Origin of the sequence: Streptomyces sp. CA-106110, assembly GCF_050936285.1 — a bacterium.
Classification (GTDB): Bacteria; Actinomycetota; Actinomycetes; order Streptomycetales; family Streptomycetaceae; genus Streptomyces.
The window spans coordinates 9,662,421-9,679,741 of sequence record NZ_JBNJNB010000001.1; the positions used below are offsets into that span (position 1 = coordinate 9,662,421).

The window sequence follows — 17,321 nt, forward strand, 5'->3', positions numbered from 1 at the left end:
CACGGTACGCCATCGGTGGGGTGAAGATCACAGCCGTCCCTACTCATGAGTACCCCCGGCGCCGACTACGGTGTGCGGGTGCCCAGAAGCAAGAACACGTTCTCGTCATGGCGCCGCGGCCTCGCGCAGCGCGCCGTCCACGCGGGCTGGGCCTGGGCGCAGCGCCGGGGGGCCGTGACCGCGGAGCAGCCCGGGCGGTTCCGCTTCGGCGCGATGGGCGTGGGCACCAGGCTCGCCTTTCCCCTCGGGACCGTGTTCGGAGAACCTTGGATCCATCTCGGGGCGCACTGCATCATCGGCGAGCAGGTCACCCTGACCGCAGGGCTGATGCCCGATCTCGATCTCGGCCCCGACCCGATCCTGCGCATCGGCGACGGTGTCGTCCTGGGCCGCGGCAGCCATGTCATCGCCGACACCGAGGTCACCATCGGCAGCGACTGCTACTTCGGTCCGTACGTCTATGTGACCTCCACCAACCACTCGTACGACGATCCGCACCAGCCCATCGGCAAGCAGTGGCCGCGGATGGAGCCGGTGGGCATCGGCCCGGGGTGCTGGATCGGGACGGGCGCCGTGATCCTGCCGGGCGCCCGGATCGGACGGAACGTGGTGGTGGCGGCCGGGGCGGTCGTACGCGGAGCCGTACCCGACCATGCGGTGGTGGCCGGGGCCCCGGCACGGGTCGTGCGGCGCTGGACCCCCGATGCCGGCTGGCAGCCGCCGCTGCGGACTCCCGCTCCGGTGCCGATACCCGACGGGGTCACCCCCGAGCAGTTGCAGGCGTTGTCGCAACTGAACGAAGGGGACATCGCCCGGCTCGCGGAGCTGGAGGCCGAGTCCTGACTCAGCCGGTGGCCAGTAGCACCGTGCCGACCAGCGCGAGGCCCGCGCCGGCCGCCTGCACAGCGCGCAGCCGCTCGCTGAGGAAGCCCCGCGCGGCGAGCGCCGTGACCACCGGGTAGAGCGAGGCGAGGACCGCGGCCACGGTCACCGGGCCGTGCTGGGCGGCGAGCGCGTAGGTGCCGTTGGCGGCGACGTCGGCGAGACCGACGAACGCGAGCGCGGGCAGGGAGCCCCATGGGAAGCCCTCGCCCGGGAGCGCGGCGGCACCACGCCGCACGGAGGCGTACAGGGCGGCGCCGCCCACGGCGACATTGGTGACGCGCTGGACGAAGAGCGCCAGGAGCAGCCCGGTGACCGTGGTCGACGCCTCCGCGATCAGGGCGAACACCGTGCCGAAGCCGAGTGCCGCGACCAGCGTGAGCAGGACCGCACGCCGCTGCACCGGCGCGCCCCTGAGCTGGGGCCCGCCCGCGAGCACGACCCCGGCCATGGCGACCGCGATGCCGGCGGCCTGCAGCAGTCCCGGACGCTCGCCGAGGACGAGCCCGACGCCGACGGGAACGGCCACGCTCAGGGTGGCGAGCGGTGAGACGACTCCCATCGGGCCCAGCGCGAGCGCCTGGTAGAAGGAGAGCAGGGCGATCGGCCCGACCAGGCCCGCGGCGAGCGCGAACCAGAGCCGGGGTCCCGCCTCGCCAAAACCGCCGGTCGCCACCACGAGCGCACCGAGGACGGTCGCGGCGACGGCCTGGGAGACGACGACCACGGTCAGCGCCGGAATCCGCCGGGTCAGCAGCCCGCCGCCGAAGTCGGCCAGGCCCCACAGGAGGCTCGTGGCCAGGGCGAAGAGTGCTGTCATGGACCGCCTCGCAGTACAGTTCAGTGAACGATCAGGTGCACCACACCATAGTTCATTGAATTAAACTCTGTCATACACAATATTGGACGGAAAGTGTCGGACCTCGACCTGCTGACTCAGTCCCTGGCGCGCAACGTCAAGCGCTGGCGCACCGAGCGGGGCTTCACGCTGGAGGCGCTCGCCGCCCGCGCCGGAGTCAGCCGCGGCATGCTCATCCAGATCGAGCAGGCGCGTACCAACCCGAGCATCGGCACCGTCGTGAAGATCGCCGACGCACTCGGCGTCAGCATCACCACGCTCCTCGACTACGAGCAGGGCCCCAAGGTCCGCATCGTCCCGGCCGAGCAGGCCGTGCGCCTCTGGCACACCGACGCGGGCAGCTACAACCGCCTTCTCGCGGGCACCGAGGCGCCCGGACCGCTGGAGATGTGGGACTGGCACCTGATGCCCGGCGACCACAGCGCCTCGGACCCGCATCCCTCCGGAACGGTGGAACTCGTCCATGTCACCGCCGGCGAACTGTCCCTCACGGTCGACGGCGTCCTCTACGTCGTCCCCACGGGTGCCAGCGCCTCCTTCGAGGCCAACACCCCGCACATCTACGGCAACGACGGTGACGGCCTGACGGAGATGGTGATGGCGATCTCGGTGCCGCCCGTGCGCTGAGACGCCGGTACGGCCATGGGCGTACGGCTGTTAGCGTGCGCCCATGCGCGCACCCATCGGAGACTTCGACAACGCCAGGCCCGCCCCCGACTGCCTCGACGAGCTCGCCCGCCCGGTGGCGGACGCCCTGCGCACTTGGGCCGGCAGTGTGCCCGCCGAGCGGATCGTCTACGTCGACACCGAGCCCGAGTGGGCCGACACCGCGGTCTTCCTGGAGCACTACGGCAAGGACCTGCTCGACACGTCCGCCAACTGCGTGGTGGTCGCGGGCAAGCGCGGCAGCGAGACGACCCTGGCTGCCTGCATGGTCCTCTCCACCACCCGCGCCGACGTGAACGGCGTCGTCCGCCGTCAACTGGGCGCGCGCAAGGCGTCCTTCGCGCCGATGGAGACGGCGACGGGGGAGAGCGGGATGGAGTACGGCGGCATCACGCCGATCGGACTGCCCGGCAGCTGGCCGGTACTCGTGGACTCGGCCGTCGCCGACCTGCCGTACGTGCTGGTCGGCAGCGGTAGGCGCCGCGGCAAGCTGCTGGTGCCGGGCAAGGCGCTGGCCGAGCTGGCGAACGCGGTGGTGCTGGAGGGGCTCGGCGTCTGACGGCCCTCCGGACCGGCGCCCCTGGGTGTGAGCGCTGAGCCCGGGAGGACAGGGCCCGCCCGGCCTGGGGGAGGGGCCGCGGCACCCCGGGCCGGGTCTCAGGTGTGAGCGCCCCGCCTGCACAGGCCCGGCTGGCCCGGGAAGGGCCGCTGGTGTGAGCGCCCGGCCCGGGACAGGACGCGTGCAACCCCGGGACGGGGCCGGCTCCTTTGGGGCAGGGACCGAGCAGCCCCGGGCCGGGTCTCAGGTGTGAGCGCCCCGCCTGGACAGGCCCGTCGGCCCCGGGAAGGGGCCCCTGGTGTGAGCGCCCGGCCCGTGCAATCCCGGGACGGGGCCGCCCCCTTGGGGCAGGGCAGCCCGGGAAGGGCCCCTGGTGTGAGCGCCCGGCCCGTGCAATCCCGGGACGGGGCCGCCCCCTTGGGGCAGGGCAGCCCGGGAAGGGCCCCTGGTGTGAGCGCCCGGCCCGGGAGTGGGCCCGCGCGGCCCCGGGACAGGCCCGCCCCGTTCGGGGCAGGGCAGTCAACGTAGCCCGGACAGGCCCGCCCGCCCCGGGAAGGGGCCCATGGTGTGAGTGCCTGGCCTGGCTGGCGCCCCTGGCGTGAGCGCTCCGTCCGAAGCCAGTACCCCCGATGTGAGCGCCGGCCCGTGACGGGGCCCGCGCAGCCCGGGGACTGGGCCCGCCCCGATGATTGGGCAGGGCAGCCCACGCAACTCCGGGACAAGCCCCACCCCGCCCGAGGCAGGGCCCCCGCGCATCAGCCCACAGCGCGGTCGTGATGCGCCAGAGCCAGATGCGGATCCGTTTCGCCCGGTGCCGGGGCCGGGTCGGCGTGGACCAGGGCCGCGGTGAGCTTCGGGACCGCGTGCAGCAGGGCGTGTTCGGCCTCGACCGCGATGGCGTGCGCGCGGCGCACGCTGACCTCGCCGTCGACCACGACCGCCACCTCGGCGCGCAGACGGTGCCCGATCCAGCGCAGCCGCAACTCGCCCACCTCACGTACGCCCGGCACCGCCCGCAGCGCCAGCTCGGCCCGGTCCACCAGCGCCGGGTCGACGGCGTCCAGCACCCGCCGGAACACCTCGCGGGCCGCGTCCCGCAGCACCACCGCGCTCGCCGCGGTGATCGCCAGGCCCACGACCGGGTCGGCGAGCTGCCACCCGAGCGCCGCCCCGCCCGCGCCGAGGAGCACCGCGAGCGAGGTGAACCCGTCCGTGCGCGCATGCAGCCCGTCGGCCACGAGAGCGGCCGAGCCGATCTCACGGCCCACCCGGATCCGGTGCCGGGCGACCCACTCGTTGCCCACGAATCCGATGACCGCCGCCGCGGCCACGGCCGGGATGTGCTGTACCGGGCGTGGGTCCAGCAGCCGGTCGACCGCGGCCCAGGCGGCGAACGCGGCGGAGGCGGCGATGGTCAGCACGATCACGATTCCGGCGAGGTCCTCGGCACGGCCGTACCCGTAGGTGAAACGGCGCGTGGCCGCACGCCGGCCCAGGACGAAGGCGACGCCGAGCGGTACGGCGGTCAGGGCATCGGCGGCGTTGTGCACCGTGTCGCCGAGCAGCGCGACCGATCCGGACAACACGACGACGGCCGCCTGGGCCAGTGCCGTCCCCCCGAGTACGGCCAGCGAGACCCACAGCGCCCGCATGCCCCGGGCGGAGGACTCCAGCGCGGAGTCGAGCTTGTCGGCGGTCTCGTGGGAGTGGGGGACAAAGAGGTGCCGGAGGCGGGGCAAGGGCCCGTGACGGTGCGGGTGGTCGTGGCCGTGGTCGTGCGGGTGGTGATGCGGACGGGCGTGATCGTGATCGTGACCGGCCGCTATGTCGTGCTCGTGCCCCGCAGGCTCGTGTCCCGCATGCTCGTGCCCCGCGTGTTCGTGTCCCATCCGAAGGCCCCTTCCGCCGCGCGGCAGTGGACGCGTCCGCCCCCACAGGGCCATTATGTGCGTATGAGCGCACGCATGCACCTATCACCTGCGGACGATGCGCAGCCGCGCACGGATGGCGCGGCCGGCGATCATCCCCGCACCCCTGGCGAGGAGCAGTTCGCGCTCGCCGCCGAGTTGCTCGCCCTGCTCGGCGACCGCACCCGTCTCGCCCTCCTGCACGCCCTGACCGGTGGGGAGGCGGATGTCTCCACGCTCACGGAAGCGTGCGGCGCGGCCCGGCCGGCGGTCAGTCAGCATCTGGCGCGGCTGCGGCTCGCAGGACTGGTCCAGACGCGCAAGGAGGGCCGCAGGGTGATCTACTGGCTGCGCGACGGCCATCTGCGCAGGGTCGTGGACGAGGCTCTCAGCCTCGCCGACCACCGGCTCACCGACCGTCCGGCGCACGACTGACGGGTGCGCACGGCGCCGTGGCCGCAGGACGCGCGTGACGCCGTACCCGAACCCCCGGCTGCCGAATGCCGAAGGACGCGTCACCCGGGCTGGGTACGAGCCGGGTGAGTGACGTAAGGGCGCCCGCGTCGGGCGCCCTTACGCGACACCGGCCGTTGGCGGCCGGCAGTGCGTGCTCCTGCCGAGTGAGGCCCAGACGCGAAGTCGCGCCGAGGCCGGGCGCGCCCGCACAGCCTCCCGTTCGGGCAGGTGCCCCCGGCCCGGAGCCCGTTCAGTGGGTGTTGTCGTCCTCGCCCGCCTCCAGCAGGTTGACCGCCGCACCCACGATGCTGGGATCGGGGCTGCCGACGACCTCCTTGTCCTTGTCGCTGTAGTCGAAGCGGGCCAGGACGCTGCGCATCGCCTCAACCCGCGCCCGCTTCTTGTCGTTGCTCTTCACCACGGTCCACGGCGCGTAACCGGTGTCCGTCTCGCGGAACATGGTGACCTTGGCGGCGGTGTAGTCGTCCCAGCGGTCCAGGGAGGCAAGGTCCATCGGGCTGAGTTTCCACTGCCGTACAGGGTCGACCTGACGGATCGTGAAACGGGTGCGCTGCTCGCTCTGCGAGACGGAGAACCAGAACTTCACGAGGTCGACGCCGTCGTCCACCAGCATCCGCTCGAACAGCGGCGCCTGACGCATGAAGCGGTGGTACTCGTCGTCCGTGCAGAAGCCCATCACGCGTTCGACTCCGGCCCGGTTGTACCAGGACCGGTCGAACATCACTATCTCGCCCTCGGTCGGCAGGTGTTCGACGTAACGCTGGAAGTACCACTGCCCGCGCTCGCGCTCGGTCGGCTTCTCCAGAGCCACCACCCGGGCGCCGCGCGGGTTGAGGTGCTCGGTGAAACGTTTGATCGTCCCGCCCTTGCCGGCCGCGTCGCGGCCCTCGAAGACGATCACGAGACGGCGGCCGGACTCCTTGATCCAGCTCTGCAGCTTCAGCAGTTCGATCTGCTGGAGCCGCTTGTGCCACTCGTACTCCTTGCGCTCCATCCGCTGGTCGTACGGGTAGTTCTCCCGCCACGTGTCCACCGGGCTGCCGTCGGGGCGAAGCAACACCGGATCGTCGTGGTCGGTGTAGTCGACCCGCAGGCCTTCCGTCACCAAAGGTGTCATCACGTCCTCCCTGCCTGCTCTCTCAGTGGAACTGCGGCACGATCAGATAGATTCCGTATGCGACCGCGGCGGCGCAGGCCAGAAAGCAGAGCCCGGCCTGGGCGATGCCGAGGGCATGAGTGCCGCCGTCCCGCTCGCGGGCGGTCTCGACCTGTGCGAGGCCGAGCACGCCGAGCGCGAAGACGACGACCACACCGACGGTAACTCCGATGCTGACCGTGGTGACCTCGCCGAGGGCGGTCCAGTCAAGGTGCATGTCTCGTATTCTTCCTGGCTCAGGCGGCGGTGCCGACGCTCGTGGGGGCGGTGGCGCGGACGGTGACCCCGTGGCTGTCGTTCACGTTGTGGGCGTGTACCGGGTTGCGGCGCGAGGCGACGACGATGAACGCGGCGACGGCGGCGGCGACGAGGGCGATCACCACGGTTCCGGCGTTCCCGCCGTGTTTCACCACGGCGGCGGACACTCCTCCGACCAGCGCCGCCGACGGGAGGGTGATCAACCATGCGATCACCATGCGGCCCGCGGTGCCCCAGCGCACTTCGGCGAGCCGTCGCCCGAGTCCCGCGCCGAGGATGCCGCCGGAGCAGACCTGTGTGGTGGACAGGGCGAAACCGAGGTGGGCCGAGGTGAGGATGACGGTGGTGGACGCTGCCTCGGCGGCGAAGCCCTGCGGCGACTGGATGTCCGTGAGCCCCTTGCCCATCGTGCGGATGATCCGCCAGCCACCCAGATAGGTGCCGAGCCCGATGGCCAGGCCGGCCGTCGCGATCACCCACACGGGAGGACCGGCGTCATGTCCCAGTGCTCCCGCGGAGATCAGCGTGAGCGTGATCACACCCATCGTCTTCTGCGCGTCGTTGGTGCCGTGCGCGAGGGAGACGAGTGAGGCGGAGGCGATCTGCCCGAGGCGGAAGCCCTTGGTCACCGACTCCTTGCGGCCCCGGGCCGTGATCTTGTAGGCGAGGTAGGTGGCCAGCAGCGCCGCGAGACCGGCGACGACGGGCGAGGCGAACGCCGGGACCAGCACCTTCTCGACAACCTTGTCAAAGTGCACGCCGTTGCTGCCGGCGCCCACCCATACGGCGCCGATCAGACCACCGAACAGCGCGTGCGAGGAACTCGACGGCAGTCCGACGAGCCAGGTGAGCAGATTCCACAGGATCGCGCCCACCAGCCCGGCGAAGATCATCCCGGGTGTCACCAGGGTGTCGTCCACGATGCCGCCCGAGATGGTCTTCGCCACCTCGGTGGACAGAAAGGCGCCGAAGATGTTCAGCACGCCGCTGATCAGGACCGCGGTTCTCGGCTTGAGGGCGCCGGTGGCGATGGAGGTGGCCATCGCGTTGGCGGTGTCATGGAATCCGTTCGTGAAGTCGAAGGCCAGTGCCGTGACGATGACGGCGGCCACGAGGAACGTGATGTGGTCCATTCCCCGATCTAAGCAACCCGAGACGTACTGACGGAGAATCACAAGCGAAGCGGAACCGTGTGTCTGATGGGCGAACAAGCACCGGATGCACAGCCGGTCAAGGGTGTAGGGAAGCCCCTGCGGGGTACGCGGCCGACTCACGGTGGCACGGTGCGGTCCCGGTGGGGTGCGGAGACGGCCGTGGGCCAGAACCCCCTAGGGTTCTGGCCCACGGCCGGTCACACACGGGGCGCCGACGAGCCGGATCCCCTAGAGGTCAGGCGGCGGCGGGGGCGGCCTGCGAGAGCTGGTCGATGACCTTGGTCAGGCCCTCGACGACCTCGGCGTCGTCGGCCGGGTGGGTCTCGGCGAAGCGGGTCACGGAGCCGGGGATGGACAGCTTGGCCTCCTCGACGACGGTGCCGCCGGCGATGCCCACGGCCTTGCGGGCCTCGTCCTGCGCCCACACACCGCCGTACTGGCCGAAGGCCGTGCCGACCACCGCGACCGGCTTGCCGACCATGGCGCCGGCGCCGTACGGGCGGGACAGCCAGTCGATCGCGTTCTTCAGAACGGCCGGGATGGTGCCGTTGTACTCGGGCGAGAACAGCAGCAGGGCGTCGGCCTGGTTGGCGGCGGCACGCAGCGTGGCCGCGGCGGCGGGCACGTTGCCCTCGACGTCGATGTCCTCGTTGTAGAAGGGCACCTCGGCCAGACCCTCCTGGAGCACCACCTCCACGCCCTCGGGGGCGTGCTTGACGGCAGCCTCGGCGAGCTGGCGGTTGTGGGAACCGGCGCGAAGGCTGCCGACGAGGGCGAGGATGCGTACGGACATGGCGTTAACTCCCAGAATCTACGATCAGCACGAGCGGAACGGCTGAGTCCGTTGAATGTTGTACCACTTTAACCGGACCCCGGTCCACTTTCTATCACGTCAAACGGACCACGGTCCGATTGTCTTCCCGGGGTGCTAGGCTGATCTCATGACCGAGCCGCTTCCGCACTTCCCCGCGCCGCCGGACGACCGGGGCCCCGCGGACCTCAGCCTCATGCCGAGCGGTGAGCGCGCCCAACTGCGCGCCGACGCCGCGCGCAACCGCACCCGCCTGCTGGAAGTGGCCGCCCGCCTGGCCGCCGAGCGCGGCATCGCGAACGTGACCATGGAGGCCATCGCCTGTGGCGCGGGGGTCGGAAAGGGCACGGTCTTCCGTCGGTTCGGCGACCGCACCGGCCTGCTGGTGGCGTTGCTCAGCCATCAGGAGGAGCAGTTCCAGGCGGCCCTGATCTCAGGACCGTCGCCGGTCGGCCCGGGGGCGCCCGCGGTGGAGCGGCTGCACGCCTTCGGCTCGGCCCTCATGCGCCACGAGCAGGCACACCGGGATCTGTATCTGGCCGCCCACGCGGAGCCGGGCCGCATTCGTACGAGTCCGCCGTACCAGTTCCGGCTGGCCCACGTCTGCATGCTGCTGCGCGAGGCCCGCGCCGACGGCGACATAGACCTCGTCGCGCACACCCTGCTCGCCTACCTGGAGACGGTGTTCGTCGACCACCTGGTCACCGGCCGCGGGATGTCCATGGAGCGCCTCGAGGTCGGCTGGTACGACCTGGTCGACCGGTTCACCGGCCGATGTAGCGGCTGACGTCCCTTCGGGCGCCCGAAGATGGTGGCCATGACCCCTCCCAGCAGAAGAGCCGAGATGTTCGTCGCCGCCGGGCCGGATCCCCGTCCCCTCGGCCCCGCCACGGGCGGCGAACGGACCCTCCTGCGTGATTTCCTCGCCGCCCAGCGCGCCACGTTGGAACTCAAGTGCCAGGGTCTGCAAACGCAGTTGTCGCAGCGCTCCGTGGCGCCGTCCACCCTCTCGCTGCTCGGCCTGGTCCGGCACCTCGCCGACGTCGAACGCCGGTGGTTCCGGTGCGCCTTGGCCGGTCAGGACGCACCGCCCCGGTTCTCCTCGCCCGCCGATCCCGACGGGGACTTCACCGGGGCGATCCCCGACCCGGAGGTGGTCCTCCACGCCTGGGAGGCCTGGCGTGCCGAGGTCGCCTTCGCTGAAGCCTTCGCCGCCGACGCGCCGCACCTCGACGTCGAGGGCCATGACTCCTGGCGTGGCACGGTCTCGCTCCGCTGGGTACTCATCCACATGATCGAGGAGTACGCCCGTCACAACGGGCACGCGGATCTGCTGCGGGAGTGCATCGACGGGGCGGTCGGCGTGTGAGGAGCGCCCATGCGGGCGTGTGCGGATCGCCTATCCGGGGTGTGTCTCGGGGCTAGGACGTTTGTGCAGGTCAGCGGCTTATTATCGGACATGACAATGGTCACCGATGCAGCCTTTGCCGAAGGGCCCCGCGATGCGTTTCACTGCGATCGGGGCATCCGAAGCAAGGGAGAAGGCGGACCAGATGAGCGACCACGGCCATGGGCACGGCGCCGGAGGCCACGCCGGGCACTCCCACGGTGTGTCCGCGGACGCCGACCGCCGCTGGCTGGCCCTCGCGCTGGCCCTGATCACCGTGTTCATGGCGGCCGAGGTCGTCGTCGGTGTCCTCGCCGGCTCCCTGGCCCTGATCTCCGACGCGGCCCATATGCTCACCGACGCCGCGTCCATCGTGCTCGCCCTCGTCGCGATGCGGCTCGCCGCTCGTCCTGCCCGCGGCGGTTTCACCTATGGGCTCAAGCGCGCGGAGATCCTCTCCGCCCAGGCGAACGGCCTCACGCTGCTCCTGCTGAGCGTCTGGCTGGCGTACGAGGCCATACGGCGCCTCATCGCCCCACCGGCGGTCGCCGGAGGAGCGATGCTGGTCACCGCCCTCGTCGGCATCGTCGTGAACGTGGCCGCGGCCTGGTGCATCTCGAAGGCCAACCGCACCTCACTGAACGTCGAGGGTGCGTACCAGCACATCCTGAACGACCTGTTCGCCTTCATCGGCACCGCGGTCGCCGGTCTGGTCGTCGTCCTGACGGGCTTCCAGCGCGCCGACGCGGTCGCCACGCTCGTGGTCGTGGTGCTGATGGTGAAGGCCGCGTACGGGCTGCTGCGCGACTCCGGTCGCATCTTCCTGGAGGCGGCGCCCGCCGACGTGGACCCGGACGCGCTCGGCGACCGGCTCGTCGCCCGGGCCGACGTCGTCGAGGTGCACGACCTGCACGTCTGGGAGATCACCTCCGGCCAGGCCGCGCTGTCCGCACATGTCCTGGTCGAGCCCGGCCGCGACTGCCACGCCGTCCGCCGCGATCTCGAGGACGTCCTGCGGCACGACTACGGCATCACCCACACCACCCTCCAGGTCGACCATGCCCCCGAGCAGGTCCTCCAGCTGGCGCTGCCGGGCGACCGGAAGAAGGCGGACGACGCGGATGCCCACTGCGAGGCCCCGCACGGCCCGGTGCACCGAGAGGAGCCGCACCACCACTGACGGGCACTGCCGTGCCCGTCCCGTTTTGACTGTCTCTTTTCCCGATTACCTCTGATGCAGAGGTAATCTTGCGGGTGTGGGATCGGAAGACTTCACCGACGATTTGTCGGACGCGCTCGTCGGCGTGCAGCGGCTGATCCGGCGGCGGCTGCGCCGCGGGATCAGTGCGCCGCGGCTGCGCGGTGCCGAGGTGGAGCTGTTGCGCCTCGTCGCGACGCGGCCGGGTATCGGGGTGTCGGACGCCGCGAGGGAGCTGTATCTGGCGGGAAACTCTGTCTCGACGCTCGTCAACCAGTTGGCGCGGGACGGCTATCTGGTCCGCGAGACGGACCCGGCCGACCGGCGGGCTGCGAGACTGCTGCCCACGGAGGCCGCGGAGGCGCGGCTGAGGGATTGGCGGGAGCGGCGCACGGCACTCGTGCGCCGCCAGGTGGCCCGCCTCGACGAGGTGGATCGCAAGGCGCTGGAAGCGGCCCTTCCGGCCCTGCGCAAGCTGGCGGAGAACCTGCACGAGGAGGCCGAGGAGATATGACGCGCAGCGCAACGGACGGCGAGACCCCGAAGGTCGACGCGGTCACCTGTGCCGGACTCCGCTACTCCTTCGGGGAGACCACCGCGGTCGACGGGCTCGACCTCTCCGTCGGCGACGGCGAGGTGTTCGGACTGCTCGGCCCGAACGGAGCCGGCAAGACCACGGCGATCCGCTGTCTCACCACCCTGCTCCCGGTCCCGGCGGGCATGGTCCGCGTCTTCGGTCACGACGCGACGCGTGAGCGCATGGACGTAAGGCGCCTGCTGGGCTACGTACCGCAGCAGCTCTCCGCCGACTCCGGGCTCACCGGCCGGGAGAACGTCGCCCTGTTCGCCCGCGTGTTTGACGTGTCCCGGCGTGAGCGGGCCCGGCGCGTGGAGCAGGCGCTCGCGGCCGTCGACCTGACCGCCGCCGCCGACCGGCTGGCGAAGACGTACTCCGGCGGCATGGTCCGCCGGCTCGAACTCGCCCAGGCTCTGGTGAGCGCGCCCCGGCTGCTGATCCTCGACGAGCCGACGATCGGCCTGGACCCGATCGCCCGGACCAATGTGTGGGACCACATCAACGCCGTGCGGGCCGCCACCGGCATGACCGTCCTCGTCACCACCCACTACATGGACGAGGCCGACCAGTACTGCGACCGGGTCGCTCTCATGCACCGCGGTCGCGTCCGTGCCCTCGGCACGCCCGACGAGCTGAGGAGCGGCCTTCGGGAGCGGCTCGGCACCGATGGCCCGCTGCCGACGCTGGAGGATGTCTTCCGGGACGTCGCCGGCAGTGGACTCGACGACCAGTCAGGAGACTTCCGCGATGTCCGAAGCACCCGCCGCACCGCGTCCCGTGTCGGCTGATCCCGCCCGCGAGGTGGAGCTCGACCTGCTGCTGGCCCCGCCGCGGGCCCGGACCGGCTGGAAGGTGCTGCCGGCCCGGGTCGGCGCGATGTGCGCGGTCGAGCTGCAGAAACTGCGCCACGACCGCACCGAGCTGTACACGCGCGCCATCCAGCCGGCGCTGTGGCTGCTGATCTTCGGCGAGACCTTCACCCGGATCAGGGCGATCCCCACCGGCGGCATCCCGTACCTGGACTACCTGGCCCCCGGCATCATCGCCCAGTCCGCGATGTTCATCGCCATCTTCTACGGCATCATGATCATCTGGGAGCGGGACGCCGGGATCCTCACCAAGCTCCTGGTCACACCGACCCCGCGGGCGGCGCTCATCACCGGCAAGGCGTTCGCCGCCGGGGTCAAGGCGCTGATCCAGGCGGTCGTGGTCGTCCTGATCGCGGCGGTCCTCGGCGTGGCGATGACCTGGAACCCGCTGCGACTGCTGGGCGTCGCGGTGGCCGTCGTCCTGGGCTCGGCCTTCTTCTCCTGCCTGTCCATGACGATCGCGGGCATCGTGCTCACCCGCGACCGTCTGATGGGCATCGGCCAGGCGATCACCATGCCGCTGTTCTTCGGCTCCAACGCCCTCTACCCGGTGTCCGTCATGCCCGGCTGGCTGCAGGCCATCAGCAAGGTCAACCCCCTCAGCTACCAGGTCGACGCGCTGCGCGGACTCCTCCTCGGCACACCCTCCCACCTGCTGGCCGACTTCGGCGTCCTGGCGCTGGCCGCGGCCCTTGGCATCACCTCGGCCTCGTCGCTGCTGGGGCGGCTGGCCCGCTGAGCCCGCGGTCACCGCTTCTTCCAGAACGCCATCAGATCGGCCAGGGCCCTGATGATCTCGGGACGCTCCGCCGCCTCCGCCTGGCGCAGGCTGATGAGGAGTGACAGCAGGATCATGACGACGAAGAGGCCGACCGCATAGAGGAAGAGCTGCGGAGCGGCGACGGCCACTTGCTCCAGCACGGTCCACATGGTGCCTCCCGGACGGTCCCGTCCGCCGCCTCCGAGAGGGTTCGCCCTGACGCGAAGACCTCAGCGGAGGCAGGCGGACGCCTGTCATCACCCAGCACCCGCCGACTGCGAACCCCGGTGGCGTGGTGCGGGAGGGAAGGCACGTCCTCACCGAGGAAGCCTTCCTGTACCCGGTCGGCATGGTGTGGCGCTCGTACCTCGAGCGGCTCGGCGCCACGACCGCGTCGTCCTGCTCCGTGAGTTCGGCGGGGACGGCGTCATCGAGTCCGGCGAGTCGGCGCCCTGCGCGGCCCCGTCTCGTCGACGCTGGCGGTGCGGGGCAGACCCCTCGACACCGCCTAATGGGACGTGCCGGGTCGGTGAGACTCGGTGCCGTAGCCGCCAGCAGGTGAGCACTTCAACCGCCGGAAGCATCCGACTTCTGTGGTCAGACCGTGCCCCTGCTGGTCGGCCGGGAGGCCAGACCGTTGATGGGGTGGCGTGCCCGCCCCACAGGGCGTGAGCACTGGATCCATTAGGCCGCGTGCCGCGCCTTCCGCAGGCTGCAGAGGAAGCGAAGTTCCTGACCAGGAGGATGAGTTGCTGCTGATCGGCGATGACTGGGCCGAAGACCACCACGACGTCGAGGTCCAGGACGAGGCCGGCCGGAAACTGGCCGCCGCGAAGCTGCCCGAGGGCGTGGAGGGGATCGCGAAGCTGCACGAGCTCGTCGCGAAGCACGGCGGTAAGGACCTGGAGGCCGTCGAGGTCGTGGTCGGGATCGAGACCGACCGCGGTTCGTGGGTGCAGGCCCTGATCGCCTCTGGCTACCAGGTCTATGCGATCAACCCCAGGCAGGTCGCCCGGTTCAAGGAGCGGTACGCCTCCTCCGGAGCCAAGAGCGACAAGGGCGACGCGCACGCGCTCGCGGACATGGTCCGTATCGACCGGGACCAGCTACGGCCGGTGGCCGGGGACAGCGAGCAGGCGCAGGCCGTCAAGGTCGTCGCCCGTGCCCACCAGACCCTGATCTGGGAACGCACCCGCACCTTCCAGCGGCTGCGCAGCACGCTGCGCGAGTACTTCCCCGCCGCCTTGAACGCCTACGCAGACCTCACACTGACCAGCACGGACGCGCTGGAACTGCTGATCAAGGCCCCTACCCCGGCAGCCGGGGCGAAGCTGACCCGCACTCAGATCACCGCCGTGCTGGCGCGCGCCCGGCGCCATCACCGGGACGCGAAAGCAGCCACGATCCAGACCGCGCTGCGCGAGCGGCAGCTCGGCCTGCCCGAGCCGGTCACGGCCGCCTACGCGGCGACCGCCACTGCCCACGCCCGGCTGATCATCGCGCTGAACGAGCAGATAGTCGAGCTGGAGGGACGGGTGAAGGCCTATTTTCTCGCGCACCCGGACGCTGAGATCTACCTCTCGATGCCCGGCATCGCAGAGATCACCGGCGCCCGGGTGCTCGCCGAGTTCGGAGACGATCCCACCCGCTACACCAGCGCAAAGGCCCGCAAGAACTACGCCGGCACCAGCCCGATCACCCGGGCCTCTGGCAAGAGTCACACCGTCCAGGCCCGCTACGTCCGCAACAACCGGCTCGCCGACGCGCTGCAGACCCAGGCATTCTCCGCCCTGCGCGCCTCGCCCGGAGCCCGCCACTACTACGACAAGCAACGTGCCCGCGAGGCCGGTTACAACCCGGCTCTGCGGCAGGTCGGCAACCGCCTCGTCGGCATCCTCCACGGATGCCTCAAGACCCGAACCCTCTACGACGAAGCGACCGCCTGGTCGCACCACGCCCACCCCCATGCCGCTTGACACCAAACGACATGGGGTGTCTGACCAGTAGCTTCGCAAGATCGACCATAGTCGCGAGGACAACCTGGACCCGCCTGATCCGCACATCCGTTCACTCGTTGGGTCCTCAGAGCCCCGCCATACGGGTGGCCCGGCGCCGGTCCGCGGGCCAGCGCGGCGGCCGGGACACGGACTAGCGCAGGGACGGAATCTCGATCGCCGGGCAGCGGTCCATGACCATCTCGAGACCCGCGTCGCGCGTCCGCTCGTACGCTGCCTCGTCGAGCACGCCGAGCTGGAACCAGACGGCCTTGGCGCCCTTCGTCACGGCTTCATCGGCGACCGCGCCGGCGAGATCGCTGTTCACGAAGACATCGACGACATCGACGTCGAACGGAATGGCGTCCAGAGACGGGTAACCCTGTTCCCCGTGCACCGTCTCGGCCTTCGGGTGAACCGGGACGATCCGCTTGCCGAAGCGCTGAAGGACCTGGGCGACTCGGTAGGCGGCGCGCTGCTCGTTCGAGGAGAGACCGACGATCGCCCAGGTGTCACCGAGTTCGGTCAGGATCTTGCGGACTGTCTCCGTCTCACTGTGCATGCTCTGCCTCCGCTGGGTTGATGTTCGCCGCAGACGGAAACGACCTTCGACTGTGTGCCATTCCCGGCGGCTCCCGGAGAGTGAGGAGAGCGGGAGGAAGGTGAGCAAGAGGGGGAGGGGATCCACTCCTCTTCTCACCGAGGTCCGATCCCTCCAGACGTGTCGACGGACCCTGCGAGGTCTGGGTTCAGGCAGCATGCGCACTGCGGGAGATGGCAGCGACCCTGATCAGAGTGCGGCAGGGCAGTCACCGGTCAGCAGCGCGGCGGCCAGTCCCGCCCTGTCGCCGAAGCGACGGAACAAGGTGGCCTTGCCGACACCTGCGGCGGCCGCCACCTCGTCCAGGGAGACGTCGTCCGCACCGCGCTCGGCGAACAGCCGGGCGGCGGCCGCGAGTATCGCCGCACGGTTGCGCGTCGCATCCGTGCGCTCTTTGGGCGGCGGCGCCTGCAGTGGCGCGGAGGCGGCGAGGCCGGGCGGGTCCTGTTCATGTCTCATGTGCGGTTTCCTGACCAAAGCTGTTGTCCGGGCACGGCGGGTTCAAGGGCGCTGCGGAGTGGCGGCTCACGGCGAGCGGAGCAGCTCGCGCCGCGTCCCCGCCCCGCCTGCCGGCGAGGCGGCCGCCACGAGCGGCGAGACGTTCGCGAGCTGCTCGCCGTGCGCGTAGCGGCCCTGGCGCCCGGCGGAAGGACGGGGCGCCGCGGGAGGACGCTGGGGTAGTGCAGGCCCGGCCCAGGTGCTCCGGTTCGTCGCGGGGCCGAGGAGGGGCCGGCGGGATGCGCGTCGGCACGAGGCCCGGTACGCATCCCGCCCCACCGGGAACTCCGTACGGCCTGCGCCGGAGCCGGGTCTTGCGAAGGTCAGTCGCCGATACGGGGCGGGGTGGAGGTCCCGTGGACGCGCTTGGCGTGGGCGGCGTACCGGCGGGGGCCGAGGACGGGCATGATCAGACGGGCGGCCAGCGGGGCATCGGCGAGCACCGCCTTGACCACCTCCGGGTCGCCCTCGTCCATCGCCATGCCCAGAGCCAGGGGCAGCGTCTTCTTCGGGCTGTTGGCCAGGCCGTGCTCGCCCAACTGCTTCCACTCGGCGGCCGTGACGTACTTCTCGGTCAGCGGTACGGGAGGCGGAGACGCGGAGGTGATGGCCGTCGCCGTTGACCGGTGCGGTCCGCAGCGCTTCGACGAGAAGTCGCTGCGGCACCGCACCGGAGGCCGGACGGATCTCTGCCCGGGACGCTCGGCG

20 protein-coding genes and 1 pseudogene are annotated in these 17,321 nt (G+C 71.0%); 11 read left to right on the forward strand and 10 right to left on the reverse strand.

Annotated elements, in window-relative coordinates; translation table 11 throughout:
• Positions 1 to 78 precede the first annotated feature (78 nt).
• On the forward strand, positions 79 to 843 hold the full coding sequence (locus tag ACQEXA_RS44535) for an acyltransferase (RefSeq protein WP_433132796.1): 765 nt from the start codon (positions 79 to 81) through the stop codon (positions 841 to 843).
• A gap of 1 nt (position 844) precedes the next feature.
• On the opposite strand, the gene ACQEXA_RS44540 is transcribed toward ACQEXA_RS44535, so the two are convergent.
• The gene (locus ACQEXA_RS44540; RefSeq protein ID WP_432925365.1) at positions 845 to 1,702 is read right to left on the reverse strand and encodes a DMT family transporter; all 858 of its coding nucleotides are present in this window, start codon (positions 1,700 to 1,702) and stop codon (positions 845 to 847) included.
• A 93-nt stretch (positions 1,703 to 1,795) separates the two neighbouring features.
• Between ACQEXA_RS44540 and ACQEXA_RS44545 the strand changes: the two genes are divergently transcribed.
• A complete protein-coding gene (locus tag ACQEXA_RS44545; protein ID WP_432925363.1) occupies positions 1,796 to 2,368 on the forward strand; it encodes a helix-turn-helix domain-containing protein in 573 nt (190 codons plus the stop codon).
• 43 nt (positions 2,369 to 2,411) lie between these two features.
• On the forward strand, positions 2,412 to 2,966 hold the full coding sequence (locus tag ACQEXA_RS44550; protein WP_432925361.1) for a YbaK/EbsC family protein: 555 nt from the start codon (positions 2,412 to 2,414) through the stop codon (positions 2,964 to 2,966).
• 755 nt (positions 2,967 to 3,721) lie between these two features.
• Here ACQEXA_RS44550 and ACQEXA_RS44555 read toward each other — a convergent pair.
• Positions 3,722 to 4,855: a cation diffusion facilitator family transporter gene (locus ACQEXA_RS44555; RefSeq protein WP_432925359.1), complete on the reverse strand. Its 1,134-nt coding sequence runs from the start codon at positions 4,853 to 4,855 to the stop codon at positions 3,722 to 3,724.
• 63 nt (positions 4,856 to 4,918) lie between these two features.
• Between ACQEXA_RS44555 and ACQEXA_RS44560 the strand changes: the two genes are divergently transcribed.
• Complete coding sequence (locus ACQEXA_RS44560) at positions 4,919 to 5,308, forward strand: ArsR/SmtB family transcription factor (RefSeq protein ID WP_432925357.1); 390 nt, start codon at positions 4,919 to 4,921, stop codon at positions 5,306 to 5,308.
• A gap of 271 nt (positions 5,309 to 5,579) precedes the next feature.
• Here ACQEXA_RS44560 and ppk2 read toward each other — a convergent pair whose 3' ends face one another.
• The 4 genes from ppk2 to ACQEXA_RS44580 form a co-directional block, all read right to left on the reverse strand.
• The gene (gene ppk2 / locus ACQEXA_RS44565) at positions 5,580 to 6,467 is read right to left on the reverse strand and encodes a polyphosphate kinase 2 (protein WP_432925355.1); all 888 of its coding nucleotides are present in this window, start codon (positions 6,465 to 6,467) and stop codon (positions 5,580 to 5,582) included.
• 22 nt (positions 6,468 to 6,489) lie between these two features.
• Positions 6,490 to 6,723 carry a hypothetical protein gene (locus ACQEXA_RS44570; protein ID WP_432925353.1) on the reverse strand — a complete coding sequence of 78 codons (234 nt, stop codon included), beginning with the start codon at positions 6,721 to 6,723 and terminating at the stop codon, positions 6,490 to 6,492.
• Positions 6,724 to 6,742: 19 nt separating this feature from the next.
• Positions 6,743 to 7,897, reverse strand: a complete 1,155-nt coding sequence (locus ACQEXA_RS44575) for an anion permease (protein WP_432925351.1) — start codon at positions 7,895 to 7,897, stop codon at positions 6,743 to 6,745.
• A 256-nt stretch (positions 7,898 to 8,153) separates the two neighbouring features.
• Positions 8,154 to 8,711, reverse strand: coding sequence for an NAD(P)H-dependent oxidoreductase (locus ACQEXA_RS44580; protein ID WP_432925349.1), 558 nt, complete (start codon positions 8,709 to 8,711; stop codon positions 8,154 to 8,156).
• Between the two features lie 148 nt (positions 8,712 to 8,859).
• Here ACQEXA_RS44580 and ACQEXA_RS44585 point away from each other — a divergent pair, with 148 nt between their 5' ends.
• From ACQEXA_RS44585 to ACQEXA_RS44610, 6 genes are all read left to right on the forward strand, one after another.
• Entirely contained in the window at positions 8,860 to 9,516 is a 657-nt protein-coding gene (locus tag ACQEXA_RS44585; protein ID WP_432925347.1) for a TetR/AcrR family transcriptional regulator, read from the forward strand.
• A 30-nt stretch (positions 9,517 to 9,546) separates the two neighbouring features.
• On the forward strand, positions 9,547 to 10,098 hold the full coding sequence (locus ACQEXA_RS44590; RefSeq protein WP_432925345.1) for a DinB family protein: 552 nt from the start codon (positions 9,547 to 9,549) through the stop codon (positions 10,096 to 10,098).
• Positions 10,099 to 10,282: 184 nt separating this feature from the next.
• Positions 10,283 to 11,296, forward strand: a complete 1,014-nt coding sequence (locus ACQEXA_RS44595) for a cation diffusion facilitator family transporter (RefSeq protein WP_433132798.1) — start codon at positions 10,283 to 10,285, stop codon at positions 11,294 to 11,296.
• A 76-nt stretch (positions 11,297 to 11,372) separates the two neighbouring features.
• A complete protein-coding gene (locus tag ACQEXA_RS44600) occupies positions 11,373 to 11,828 on the forward strand; it encodes a MarR family winged helix-turn-helix transcriptional regulator (protein ID WP_432925341.1) in 456 nt (151 codons plus the stop codon).
• On the forward strand, positions 11,825 to 12,679 hold the full coding sequence (locus ACQEXA_RS44605) for an ABC transporter ATP-binding protein (protein WP_432925339.1): 855 nt from the start codon (positions 11,825 to 11,827) through the stop codon (positions 12,677 to 12,679). The genes ACQEXA_RS44600 and ACQEXA_RS44605 overlap by 4 nt, the downstream gene beginning before the upstream one ends.
• Positions 12,639 to 13,499, forward strand: a complete 861-nt coding sequence (locus tag ACQEXA_RS44610) for an ABC transporter permease (RefSeq protein ID WP_432925337.1) — start codon at positions 12,639 to 12,641, stop codon at positions 13,497 to 13,499. Before ACQEXA_RS44605 ends, ACQEXA_RS44610 begins: the two co-directional genes overlap by 41 nt.
• An 8-nt stretch (positions 13,500 to 13,507) precedes the next feature.
• Here ACQEXA_RS44610 and ACQEXA_RS44615 read toward each other — a convergent pair whose 3' ends face one another.
• Positions 13,508 to 13,690, reverse strand: coding sequence for a hypothetical protein (locus ACQEXA_RS44615; protein ID WP_359398397.1), 183 nt, complete (start codon positions 13,688 to 13,690; stop codon positions 13,508 to 13,510).
• Between the two features lie 579 nt (positions 13,691 to 14,269).
• Here ACQEXA_RS44615 and ACQEXA_RS44620 point away from each other — a divergent pair.
• Positions 14,270 to 15,496: an IS110 family transposase gene (locus ACQEXA_RS44620; protein WP_432925335.1), complete on the forward strand. Its 1,227-nt coding sequence runs from the start codon at positions 14,270 to 14,272 to the stop codon at positions 15,494 to 15,496.
• A 172-nt stretch (positions 15,497 to 15,668) separates the two neighbouring features.
• Here the strand turns inward: ACQEXA_RS44620 and ACQEXA_RS44625 are convergent, their stop codons facing one another.
• The 3 genes and pseudogenes from ACQEXA_RS44625 to ACQEXA_RS44635 all read right to left on the reverse strand — a co-directional run bounded on the left by ACQEXA_RS44625 (position 15,669) and on the right by ACQEXA_RS44635 (position 17,284).
• The gene (locus tag ACQEXA_RS44625; protein WP_432925333.1) at positions 15,669 to 16,076 is read right to left on the reverse strand and encodes a CoA-binding protein; all 408 of its coding nucleotides are present in this window, start codon (positions 16,074 to 16,076) and stop codon (positions 15,669 to 15,671) included.
• 255 nt (positions 16,077 to 16,331) lie between these two features.
• Positions 16,332 to 16,574 (reverse strand): annotated as a pseudogene (locus ACQEXA_RS44630) (TetR family transcriptional regulator); the annotation flags it as partial.
• 362 nt (positions 16,575 to 16,936) lie between these two features.
• The gene (locus tag ACQEXA_RS44635; protein WP_432925329.1) at positions 16,937 to 17,284 is read right to left on the reverse strand and encodes a hypothetical protein; all 348 of its coding nucleotides are present in this window, start codon (positions 17,282 to 17,284) and stop codon (positions 16,937 to 16,939) included.
• Positions 17,285 to 17,321: the final 37 nt, after the last annotated feature.

What these genes read in the sequence shown, in the direction of transcription:
- ppk2 (WP_432925355.1), bottom strand. Translation starts at nt 6,467, where the DNA reads ATGACACCTTTGGTGACGGAAGGCCTGCGGGTCGACTACACCGACCAC.
- ACQEXA_RS44625 (WP_432925333.1), bottom strand. Translation starts at nt 16,076, where the DNA reads ATGCACAGTGAGACGGAGACAGTCCGCAAGATCCTGACCGAACTCGGT.
- ACQEXA_RS44615 (WP_359398397.1), bottom strand. Translation starts at nt 13,690, where the DNA reads ATGTGGACCGTGCTGGAGCAAGTGGCCGTCGCCGCTCCGCAGCTCTTC.
- ACQEXA_RS44585 (WP_432925347.1), top strand. Translation starts at nt 8,860, where the DNA reads ATGACCGAGCCGCTTCCGCACTTCCCCGCGCCGCCGGACGACCGGGGC.
- ACQEXA_RS44560 (WP_432925357.1), top strand. Translation starts at nt 4,919, where the DNA reads ATGAGCGCACGCATGCACCTATCACCTGCGGACGATGCGCAGCCGCGC.
- ACQEXA_RS44570 (WP_432925353.1), bottom strand. Translation starts at nt 6,723, where the DNA reads ATGCACCTTGACTGGACCGCCCTCGGCGAGGTCACCACGGTCAGCATC.
- ACQEXA_RS44575 (WP_432925351.1), bottom strand. Translation starts at nt 7,897, where the DNA reads ATGGACCACATCACGTTCCTCGTGGCCGCCGTCATCGTCACGGCACTG.
- ACQEXA_RS44605 (WP_432925339.1), top strand. Translation starts at nt 11,825, where the DNA reads ATGACGCGCAGCGCAACGGACGGCGAGACCCCGAAGGTCGACGCGGTC.
- ACQEXA_RS44580 (WP_432925349.1), bottom strand. Translation starts at nt 8,711, where the DNA reads ATGTCCGTACGCATCCTCGCCCTCGTCGGCAGCCTTCGCGCCGGTTCC.
- ACQEXA_RS44540 (WP_432925365.1), bottom strand. Translation starts at nt 1,702, where the DNA reads ATGACAGCACTCTTCGCCCTGGCCACGAGCCTCCTGTGGGGCCTGGCC.
- ACQEXA_RS44555 (WP_432925359.1), bottom strand. Translation starts at nt 4,855, where the DNA reads ATGGGACACGAACACGCGGGGCACGAGCATGCGGGACACGAGCCTGCG.
- ACQEXA_RS44595 (WP_433132798.1), top strand. Translation starts at nt 10,283, where the DNA reads ATGAGCGACCACGGCCATGGGCACGGCGCCGGAGGCCACGCCGGGCAC.
- ACQEXA_RS44550 (WP_432925361.1), top strand. Translation starts at nt 2,412, where the DNA reads ATGCGCGCACCCATCGGAGACTTCGACAACGCCAGGCCCGCCCCCGAC.
- ACQEXA_RS44610 (WP_432925337.1), top strand. Translation starts at nt 12,639, where the DNA reads ATGTCCGAAGCACCCGCCGCACCGCGTCCCGTGTCGGCTGATCCCGCC.
- ACQEXA_RS44590 (WP_432925345.1), top strand. Translation starts at nt 9,547, where the DNA reads ATGACCCCTCCCAGCAGAAGAGCCGAGATGTTCGTCGCCGCCGGGCCG.